The 10,244-nt window shown below is 33.0% G+C and carries 14 protein-coding genes; all 14 read right to left on the bottom strand.

What is annotated here, in order from left to right:
• Positions 1 to 1,442 (bottom strand): tape measure protein (locus A3M9_RS0111695; RefSeq protein WP_027309362.1); only part of this gene is annotated, 1,442 nt, incomplete at its 3' end.
• Positions 1,443 to 1,460: 18 nt separating this feature from the next.
• Positions 1,461 to 1,703, bottom strand: a complete 243-nt coding sequence (locus A3M9_RS0111690) for a hypothetical protein (protein ID WP_027309361.1) — start codon at positions 1,701 to 1,703, stop codon at positions 1,461 to 1,463.
• Positions 1,704 to 1,792: 89 nt separating this feature from the next.
• On the bottom strand, positions 1,793 to 2,122 hold the full coding sequence (locus A3M9_RS0111685) for a hypothetical protein (RefSeq protein ID WP_027309360.1): 330 nt from the start codon (positions 2,120 to 2,122) through the stop codon (positions 1,793 to 1,795).
• A 48-nt stretch (positions 2,123 to 2,170) separates the two neighbouring features.
• Positions 2,171 to 2,590: a phage tail tube protein gene (locus A3M9_RS0111680; RefSeq protein WP_027309359.1), complete on the bottom strand. Its 420-nt coding sequence runs from the start codon at positions 2,588 to 2,590 to the stop codon at positions 2,171 to 2,173.
• A 4-nt stretch (positions 2,591 to 2,594) separates the two neighbouring features.
• Complete coding sequence (locus A3M9_RS0111675; protein ID WP_027309358.1) at positions 2,595 to 2,963, bottom strand: minor capsid protein; 369 nt, start codon at positions 2,961 to 2,963, stop codon at positions 2,595 to 2,597.
• 1 nt (position 2,964) lies between these two features.
• A complete protein-coding gene (locus A3M9_RS0111670; protein WP_027309357.1) occupies positions 2,965 to 3,324 on the bottom strand; it encodes an HK97 gp10 family phage protein in 360 nt (119 codons plus the stop codon).
• Positions 3,324 to 3,617 carry a hypothetical protein gene (locus A3M9_RS0111665; RefSeq protein WP_027309356.1) on the bottom strand — a complete coding sequence of 98 codons (294 nt, stop codon included), beginning with the start codon at positions 3,615 to 3,617 and terminating at the stop codon, positions 3,324 to 3,326. Before A3M9_RS0111665 ends, A3M9_RS0111670 begins: the two co-directional genes overlap by 1 nt.
• The gene (locus A3M9_RS0111660) at positions 3,614 to 4,087 is read right to left on the bottom strand and encodes a DnaT-like ssDNA-binding protein (protein ID WP_027309355.1); all 474 of its coding nucleotides are present in this window, start codon (positions 4,085 to 4,087) and stop codon (positions 3,614 to 3,616) included. Before A3M9_RS0111660 ends, A3M9_RS0111665 begins: the two co-directional genes overlap by 4 nt.
• A gap of 100 nt (positions 4,088 to 4,187) precedes the next feature.
• Positions 4,188 to 5,153 carry a major capsid protein gene (locus tag A3M9_RS0111655; RefSeq protein ID WP_027309354.1) on the bottom strand — a complete coding sequence of 322 codons (966 nt, stop codon included), beginning with the start codon at positions 5,151 to 5,153 and terminating at the stop codon, positions 4,188 to 4,190.
• Between the two features lie 25 nt (positions 5,154 to 5,178).
• The gene (locus A3M9_RS0111650; protein WP_027309353.1) at positions 5,179 to 5,793 is read right to left on the bottom strand and encodes a phage scaffolding protein; all 615 of its coding nucleotides are present in this window, start codon (positions 5,791 to 5,793) and stop codon (positions 5,179 to 5,181) included.
• 136 nt (positions 5,794 to 5,929) lie between these two features.
• Entirely contained in the window at positions 5,930 to 6,181 is a 252-nt protein-coding gene (locus A3M9_RS0111645) for a hypothetical protein (RefSeq protein WP_027309352.1), read from the bottom strand.
• Positions 6,171 to 8,594 carry a phage minor capsid protein gene (locus tag A3M9_RS0111640; RefSeq protein ID WP_027309351.1) on the bottom strand — a complete coding sequence of 808 codons (2,424 nt, stop codon included), beginning with the start codon at positions 8,592 to 8,594 and terminating at the stop codon, positions 6,171 to 6,173. The genes A3M9_RS0111645 and A3M9_RS0111640 overlap by 11 nt, the downstream gene beginning before the upstream one ends.
• Positions 8,594 to 10,030 carry a phage portal protein gene (locus A3M9_RS0111635; protein WP_027309350.1) on the bottom strand — a complete coding sequence of 479 codons (1,437 nt, stop codon included), beginning with the start codon at positions 10,028 to 10,030 and terminating at the stop codon, positions 8,594 to 8,596. Before A3M9_RS0111635 ends, A3M9_RS0111640 begins: the two co-directional genes overlap by 1 nt.
• Positions 10,031 to 10,034: 4 nt before the next feature.
• The coding region (locus A3M9_RS13915; RefSeq protein WP_035166609.1) for a terminase large subunit at positions 10,035 to 10,244 on the bottom strand (210 nt) is incomplete at its 5' end.

The following is a 10,244-nucleotide window of genomic DNA, read 5'->3' as shown; positions in this document are numbered from 1 at the left end:
CCAGCCATGCTTGTTATCCCTTTAATAAGTCCTGTTATTATGTCTTTACCTATCTCAAATAAATTAATGTTTTTAAAGTTATTAATTATGCTTGTTGTTAAGTTCTTTATTGCACTTATGACACCTGTTACACCATTTGAGAATATATTTTTGATTCCAGTCCAAAAATTTTGTATTATGTTCTTTGTACTTCCTACCAAACCATTAACTTTCTTCAATAGTTGACTAATAAATGATAGTTCTACTATACCCATAATCGTTTGTATTGCCCCAGAAAAAATTTGTTTTATTGATTCCCAAACTCCTTTAAAATTTCCTTTAAATAAATTTGTAAATAAGTCAATTATCCCATCAATAATCTTTAATCCACCTTGAACTATATTTTTTAATCCATTAAAAAAAGAATCTACTAACATTACTAAATATGTTAATAGACCTCCTACTACAGTCATTATTAATACTTTGTGTTCATTCCAAAAATTTTTTAAAGCCCCGAACATTATTTGAATATTGTTCCATATCCTTTGCAGTGAATCTTTTATTATTTTTACTATAATTGAAAATACCGGATTATTGTTTAATTGATTCCATGTTTGTATTATTGAATTTTTAATTTCATTGATTTTTTGCGGGAAAGTTTCTACTATTGCTAAAACTTTTGGTAAACCAATATTTGTGATCCAATCAAATGCCGGCTTTAATGCTTCACTCAAAGTTATACTTATATTATCCTTTATAGTGGACATAAGTCCGGCAAATGATTTTGACTGTTTTTCCATCATATTTGGGAATCTTTCTTCCATACCTACAACTAATGCATCTACAGCTTGTTTCGCAGGTATTAATCCCTTTTCACTTAATTTCATAACTTCTGCTGTAGATTTCCCCATAGCTTTTGCCAGAATGTCCCATGCAGGTATTCCCGCCTCTGTTAATTGCATCATTTCTTGAGCTGAAACTTTCCCCTTTGCCATCATTTGCCCAAGAGCAATTCCTATTCTGTTTAAGCCTTCTGCTCCACTCATTCCAAGTCCAGATGACGCATCGCCTATTGCCTTTAACATCCCGGGAATTTTTTGAGCTTCAAATCCAAATGCCATTAACTTTTTACTTGCATCAGTCAAGTCCTTTAATTCAAAAGGTGTTTTTGCTGCCATTTGTTGCAAACCTGCAAGGAATGTTTTTGCTTTTTGAGCTGACCCCAACATTGTTTCAAAAGCTATTTGATTTTGTTGCATAGCGGAATTAAAACCAATAGAAGTATCCCAAGCAGTTTTAATTCCATTTCTTAGCAATTCAAACATTCCTTGACCTACTGTAAATTGGAATGCACCTTTTAAAAACGAGCCGAGACCCCCACCTTGTTTTTTGGTTTCATCCAAACCTTTATCAAATTTACTTTTGTCTAATCCAAGCGATACCCAAAGTTTACCTACTTCCACTTTATCACCACCTTAAACTTAGAAGGCAGATATAACAATTTTATTGCCTATTTTTTTATATTCAAGTCCATTTTGTTTGGCCCATACTATCCATTCCCTTGCTGTTTCGTTATCAATGTCTGTTTCTTCTGTTTCTTCAATTGGATATTCACCTATCAGTTCGTCTATTTCCACACTATCTCCTGTTAAGACTTTTATAATAATTTGAGCTAAAAACGCAAACCTTCGCATTTTTATCCATTCTGAGCGTTTTACTTCCATCTGTAGCTTCTCCAAAATTTCATAAAACTCTTTTACCGTTAACTCTTCTATGTCTTGTTTTTTATATCCTAATTCCCTTGCAAAAATTATTAGAATGTCTGCGGTAATTTCAGCATAAACCCAAATATCTTCTTTAATCCGAAAAAATTTTGCTCTATAAATACAGTTATAAGCTCTTCAACTTCGCTTGGATATGCTTCTTCTATATCACTTTCTTTTATTTCTTTAAATATTAAAGGTAATTTATCTTTTAAAATATCTATCAAGGAATTTTTTAAATCTATAACTCCATTTACTGAAATTATTTTCTCTATATCTGTTCCTATCATTTCAAACATTTGATTTAATTCTTTTATTTTCATTTCTCTAACAGATATTTTTTTGCCAGCAAACTCTATTATTTTCGCTTCTCTTGCCATAATTTTTATCCTCCTTTAGTCATCTTAATTAAAAAGGGCCATTATGCCCTAAGCTACTGTTGGCATTGTTAATGGCCCATTACCTTTTGTTTTTACACTTATTTTTATTAAGTCTTTAGCAGCAGTATCTATACTTATTTCTTCTATATATGCTTTGCCAGTATACTTTGCATTTGTTTCAGTTTCATCAACATATAATTCAAGTTCAATTTCTGTTCCATTTATCAATGCTTCTTGCAATAATTTTTGATTTGTTGATGCATCCATTACATCCCAACTACCATCTATATCACATGACCATGATTTTGTTCCTGGAACTGAACTTTCCCATCCATCATCGCCAAAATGTGAAGCATCAATTAATCCTTGTTTAATACTTAATTTCCAACTTCCCATCTTAGCAATTGCAACGGATGTAGCACCATTTTTGACTTTTATATTCCCTTTTCGACCTGTTCTTATAGCCATGTTATCACTCCTCTAATAATTTTGTTATTTTAAAATTCACACTAAACTCCCAACGGTTATTTTCATCTAAACCTAAGCAAGTAGGACTTTGCATAGCTTCAATAAGAGGATATATTTCTGTGTTCCCATGTAAAAGCTCAAAGATAGATTGAACTCTATTGCGTGTTACTTCATAATCTAATCCTCTTACCCATATTTGGAAAGTAGGATATTCAATTGCCTTATCGAACAATAGCTCAGGTTCATAACCTCCTGTTTCAAATATAGCTATTAAATTATCTGGGTTTTCTGGAATTTGAGCAAAAAATACATCTTCTCCAACTTCCCCTATTCCTTTTTGTTCAAGGTAACTTCCTATTTCATCTAAAAGCATCTTAATCACCTATTACTTCTTTTAAAGATTTGGCAATATACTTTTCATATTTTTTTACATTTTCTTTATATGGGTCTTCTAAAAATTTAGCCTTTCCACCCTTAGGATGTTTAAAATGCAATCCCTCATGCTGCCTTCGTGCATAAGGCAAATCATAACCTACCATTACAGTCATTTCTCCATTATTATCTTGAATTGGACTTACACTGCAATTTCTTTTTAAATCTCCTGTATCAATAGGAGATTGTTCTGCTGACTTACCTTGCAAATCAGCACCACAAGTTAATAAGGCTTTTTTTGCTGCTTCTCTCACTATTTCTTTTGCTAAATTACCTTTCCATTCAAGTTTATAATCACTCATTATACCCACACCTTCCTAAAAAGAAAAACACCGTCCAAATCAACGGTGTCTAAATAATTCATAACATTATATTGTTTACCTTCATATTCCAGCTTATCATCAAGCCCTACTTTTTCTTTTAGATAAAATACTCCTTGCGATACTGATTCTTTCCCTTGCTTATCTCTTATAAGCTTCATTCTTTCCTCATATCTACACTTAATTTCAACTGCTGGAGCATATACAGGTTGGCCATAAGCATTATTACCTGTTTTCCTATACCATTTAACCCTTTGATTAAAATAATCCTTCATCTAATCACCACCGCCCCAGCAATATAAGGCTTCAATAGTTCTAATGCTTCTTTACTAAGTAGCTTCCCATACCCTTTATATTCTTCTGATACATCACCAAAAGTCACTCTAACTACATTCTGTTCTTGTGCTTTAGTCCTTGCACTATTCCCATATTTAAGTAATGCTAAAGCTTCTTCGCAAGTTGCGGCTTTAACTTCGTCTGGAATTGTAGGCTGTTCAATTACTCCAAAAAAGCCTATTTTTTGTCCAACACCAACTACTATCCTTGGAAATTGAAGTATCTGCCCTGGTTCAGCTTTTGTCCCTTTAAAACTTAGTCTATTTATTCGTCTTGTTGCTTCTTTGAGAGCCTTTTCTTTTGTTCCTTGGTCTGATCCTGTCCATTCGTCGCAGTAGAGTTTCCCTCTAAAATATTCTTCTGCCCATTCAAGTGTGCAGAAGCTGTCAATTCCTTCTGTGAGTGCCATTGTTCTTCACTCCTTAATCTTCTTACTCTATTGAATGCTGTTACACTCATTATACCACTCCTATTAAAATTTTATAAGGCAGGTTAAACCTGCCTTATTATCATATCTTATGTTTAAATGCTACTATTCTAATGTTCTTGTTCTCATATACTCTGTTCCAATTTGCAGCAGTTGCTAATTCTGCATTTGTTGGAGATGACCCTGCAACATTTGCTGATGTAAATGCTACTCCTCTTGGATGTAATATAAATGTCTTTCTATTGATTAAGTAATCTTCTCCAGCAAGTGAATCTCTATCTGTTTCTGTTGCTACAAATCCTACTGGATTACCACTACCGTATGCAATTGCACCTTCTCCAAAGATGTAGGTTGTAAATACACCAGTTTCACTATTGTATGGACATCCATCATCAACAATAACCCTCTTGCCCATATATGTTTTAATTGATGGTGAACCATCTGAAGGTTGAACAGTTTGAATTAAATTTTGCTTTGCAAGTGAAGCTTCAACTGCTGAATGCATAATAATTGCAGTTAATTTGTCTTTTGCATCGCCAAGCTTTTGAACAGCATCTATAAATGTTTCTCCAGTAAATTTTGCAGCATCTCCTGTTGCTGCTGACACATCATGTAGATTTCCTGCCATTGAATTTGAAGCAAATACTCCGCTAAGTAATGATAATAATGCTTTTTGCATTTGTCTTGCCCAATAACCTGCAACTAAATCTGCTATTGCTCTCATTGGGTCATCTCCTGATAAATTTGCTGCTAAATCATTTACTGCCCAAGCTTTTCCTCTTCTCAATATTACAGCTACATCTTGACCTGCAGTAATTTTGTCTGGTGTTAATGCTGAATTATCACTTAAAACTTCATCATCACCAGTCAAATCATCCCAAAATGGCATATTTATTGTTTTTGCTCCTGCTGAAGCTAATCTGTCAAACTCAGGTGTATGTGATAAAATACCACTTTGATATAGTGCTGAAAGTTCAGCTGTTCTTTGAATTACATAAGGATTAAACACCTCTGGAATTATAACATCTTGAATTTTTGTAATAGCCATAACTTATTCCTCCTCTTACTTATCTTTATTTTACTCCTGCTGCAGCCTTAAGTTGTTCCGCTAATGCAGGATTTTCTCTTAAAATTTTTGCTTGTTCTGTTAAATTAAATGTTTCTTTTGACCATGGGTTTTTAATTGCTGAATTTGCTCCTCCTGCAGGATTAGAGCCACTACCTATTTTTGTTTGCGGCTCACCAAATAAAAAAGCCTTTGATTCAGCAACTAACTTTAATTGCTCATCAAGGCCTTCAATGGAACCATCTTCTTTTACATTAAGCTTAGTTTTATCAATGAGCATTGAAACAATATCTGGGTCTTTTGCATTTGCCTTTATTGCAGCCATTTTTATTGCTGCAGTTAGGCTTACATCTTTAATCTTATTCTCTGATTCTTGAAGTTTTGCTTGGAGCTCCTGAATTTGATTTTGCAATTCTTCATTGCCTTTTGCTTGTTTTTTCATTTCTTCAAGTTGATTGTTTAAATCATCAGCTTGCTGCTTGTAAAGCTTCTTTTGCTCATTAATCTCATCAAACTTTGCCTTTGGGATATATGAGCCATCGTTTAATATTAGCTCCTTATCCCCTATTTTTTCTTTTACTTGTTTGTATAGTTCCTCTCCTAATAGTTCTTTTAAGTCCATAACACAAACCTCCTTTTTTTATTCCCACTTGCCTTTTATGCTGGTCGGCTCCAGCTGCGGTCTTGTTCTTTAGGCCCTGCAATACCAAAAAGGGCAATATAAAAAGTACCTGCATTTTGCAAGTGCTTGAAAACAATTAATGGAATACAATTTTTAATTCTCTAAAAATATCCTTTATTTTTTTCCCTTCGCATGTAAATTCATTTAAAAATAATTCTATACTATCAAAAACTCTTTCTGTTTCTTGTTTAAAACTTTCAGCTATATATACTTTTTCTCCATCATAATTAAGCGAATATTCTTTTTTGCCATATCTAAAGATTATTTCTCCTATTTCTTTTATGTCATCAATTAATTGTTTTAAACTATCATACTTATCATATTCCATCTTCATCACCAACCAATAAATCTTTTATTGAATTATATTCATCTTCATTTAATTTTCGCCACTTTTTATTACGTTCTCCATTTACCCAATCGTGAGCATGTGGTTTAGCATGTGCCCATGGCTTATTATGGTCTGTCAAATCTATATCTAATTTAGGAAATCCTTTATTGTCAAAAATTCTTCTTTGTATAATTTTATCCTCAATTTTTAGGTCTATAACTGCATTTGGAATAGCTTCTTTTGGTATTCTTCTTCCTTGTATTGTTATTATACCACTTTTTTCATCTATATTCACTATATTACTTAAATTTAACTTTTCTATATATTCTTTGTGTTGATTAATTATACTTGCGTCTTTACCAACAGGTTTTGTTCCCGTTTTTTCATAACTCTTTTTTAGTTTCTCGGCAGCTTTTATCTTCTCTAATAATGGTGCATTTTCATTATATAATACTTCCCTTGCTTTACGTCTATTGCTTTGAATAGTTACCTTATCCCTTATTTCTTTGTATGCTTCTTTTTCTTTCTCGTTGCGTGGATCTTTACTCAAAGATATATTACTAAACCTTTCTGTTTCTTCTGCATTATCGTCAAATTCTCTAACATAAGGATGAATCGAGTGCCTGCAATTACCCGACCATACGCATTTCCCATTTCGCCTCACATACAAAGTATGATATTTTTCAAGTTCTACACAATAAACATAATCATTGTATTCAATGATTTCTCTGTGTAAATTACTTAAAGCTGATGTTTCTGAATTGCATTCTCTTATAATCCAAATATCTGTTTTAATTTCGTATTCACCATTACTAAATCCTATAAGTTTTCCTTTTCTCTTTGCAAAATAAAATGAAGGTCTTTTACCAACTTTTAGTATTAACTCTCCTATCCCATCAGCAAGTCTTTTGGATGAGGTAAAGTAAATTTTTTCGTTATCAAAATTACCATCCTTATATTTATTTGTTTTTCTTTCACTACCATCTCCTTTCCTAAAAGTATCTAAAAATACTCTAATAATTTTTGAATTCGCATTTTTAATCTCATCAGGCACATATTTTTCGTAGCTTTTACCAAACTGCTTGAAATAGTCATATAGACCACAATAGATTACAAAACGTTCGTTATTATAAGAATAACTGCAACCTATTTCGTCCAATAAATCTTTAATTTCTAACCATTTCTGTTGATTTTTATTTTTGCTTTGTGCTATTTGAATGCGTTTTAATTTATGGTCGCATGAACCTTCTGATAAAAACCACCCCATTAACTTTGCATATTGTTCACCTGTTAGTTCAAAATTACCAATTTTAATTTTCCCAATGTCTTTACCTCTCCAATACCCAACCCTTAAAAATCTACCGCTATTATTGTTTAATAGTTCTTGTGCCTCAATAAAACGCCATCCTTTATTTAGTCCATATTTTTTTCTTGCCTCATCATTCTGCCACAAGCACAAGTGATTAAATGTTACCATCATATCAAAATGTTTGTGGTAAAAATGGATCAGTTTTTCAGCTTTATAACTAACGGTATCAATAACCTTTACAAATTCCATTTCAAGTGTTTCAGGATTTAGAGACAAACATTCGTCCCCAACTTGAACATCTTTAATTAATTTCCAACCATTTATAGTATAAACTTCTGTATCTTTCGAATAACAGTTAGGGTGAACTGGTGGCCTATATCTATCTTCAAGCTTTGGATAACGTTTATCTTTACCGCTTATGCTAAATACTTTCCCTTGTAGCGGTGCACATTTTTCACATGTTGGATAATGTGTTGTCATTTTTACTAAGTCAATTCCTGCTTCCTCACAAGTATTTAATGTCGCAACACTTGCTATTTCCGCTGTTGTCGTTCTTGCAACCATTTCTGCGTATCTATCTAATCGCCACTCTCTACCTAACTTATCCTTAAATCCTGTTAATCCTTGAGTTAGTAATTTTTGTTGTAGCTCCTTTGTCATGTCTTTTATAGTTTGACCTGATGAATATTTTTTAGCTGATACTTCCAGTGCTGCTTGTCTATAATAATCATTTATTTTTCTACCTGCAAACTGTGTTGCTTGCCTTAAATTATCATACATATTCTGTGCAATTACATCTATAGCCCTTTGATGTATTTGAGCAAATTCTGGTCTAATATCTTTCTGCATACCTACTTTATTTATGTATGCTAAAACTTGTGTGTAATTATCTTGATAAACTTGAGGTATAACTTCTTGTATCCACTTTGCAGCATCCTTATCTATTTGATTGAGTATTTGCATTATTTGCTTAAGTTGGTCTTTATAAAAAACTGTATTTTGTTTTTTGGCTTCCTTTTGTAATAACACCTTCAATACTTCAATAAAACCTTGTCTATATATTTCAACCAAAGCCTGTATTTGTTTTTCAACATCATAAGGCATTATTCTTCACCGCCTGTTTGTTCACCTTCTTGCAAGTTAACTTTAAACAATGCTGGAGCTTCTTGATTAGCTTCAACTGCTATTTTTGATAATTCTTCTCTTAGAGTCTCTGCGTCAAACTCAAACAAATGTTTTAATGCTGTCTCCCTTGATACTAATCCATTCTGAACTAATGTTGAGTAAATCTCAGCCTGCTCTTTTTCATCCTGTGGTAATCCATCATTCCAAGCGATATTTATATTTTCAAGTTTAACACCTTTGCCTAAATTAACATCAAGCTGACTTGCTATGTTTAATACCTTTTTAATTGCAGAATCAAACCTCATTCTAATTCTATTAACCTTGGCAAGTGGTGCCATCATAAGACGTCTTAAAGCTGTCCCACTCTCAGCAAGTCCGCTCTTTAGTTGTCCAAATGCAGCTGCACTTGTTTCACTTAACGCATAGAATTGCTCTAATAGTTGCTCAATATGTTTAAATGCAGCTTCAAGTTGCCCATCCCATGTTACATATCCTGGTGGTTCTTCGCCTTGTCCTATCGGAAAGTACTTACCACCACCTTTTACATACCAATTGCCGTATTCGTCTTGTTCAAGTGCTGTATCAGGGCCATACATGTTAGGATCTGCATGTTTGTCAAGGATCCTACTTATTTGAGAAAGCCTAATTTCTAACTCCTGAATAATTCCGTCTAAATCTTGATAATCGTCTAACCCATAAGCTCTATCACTTGTCATTAAGTTATGAACAGGAATAACCAAAAAATCATCAATTCCTGTTTCTTGCTCTTCTGGTAGATCAGGATAAAATGTTGCAAGTGGCAGCTGTAATTTTATAACGCCATTATCAAGTTCAAAAAGCTTATTTGTTATTTTGCCTTTCTCATGTATTTCAACTCTTAAAAATGTTCTTTTTCTTTGTCCACTGAATATTGTTTTCTCGTTTATTTCAAACGTCCATGCAATAACATGTGCTTGAACATCTTTGATATTGTCAGGGCTAACTACTGGGAACCATAAAGAAGGTGGCACTGCTTCTATAATTGGTCTTTTATCATATCTAACCTTAAATATACCTGTTCCGTATCTTGAAATATCTAAAGCAACTTCGTAAGCAACATTGAAAAAATCATTATCGTTTATTATTTTTTCTAATTGCTGCTGCTCTTTTGATTTTTGCTCTCCTGCTGTTATCCTTGGCCTTTCTCCTAAAAGTAAATCCGCCCATAATGTTGATAATCTTTTCGCCCAGTTAGTTATAATAAAAACTGCTGTATTATATTCATCTCTATACAATCTTCTAACCCAATCTCCAAATACTAAATCATGATATCCTTCAAACAAGTTTTTATTTGCTTCATATCGTCTTAATCTTTCTATTTCACTTTCTGCCGGCCAAGGCTGTCCTATATCTATTTGATTTAGACTTGTTAACATATCATCACCATCCTTGAGGTTTGGTTATTACTCCTTTTCTCTTTACTCCAAATGGATACTCACTGTGTAGTGCATATCGCAATGCATCTAATGCATGGTCTGCTACTTTTAATGGCTTGTCCTCTCCTCTTTCTTGAGCTTTCTTGTCCCAAGCATAAGAATAAAATTCTCTTATAATGTTTTTGCAGCTACTATGAATGAATAATTGATTTTG

Origin of the sequence: Caloramator sp. ALD01, assembly GCF_000472625.1 — a bacterium.
GTDB lineage: Bacteria > Bacillota > Clostridia > Clostridiales > Caloramatoraceae > Thermobrachium > Thermobrachium proteoclasticum.
The sequence above is the reverse complement of the archived record's forward strand: the minus strand, read 5'-3'. Positions and strand labels throughout refer to the sequence as shown.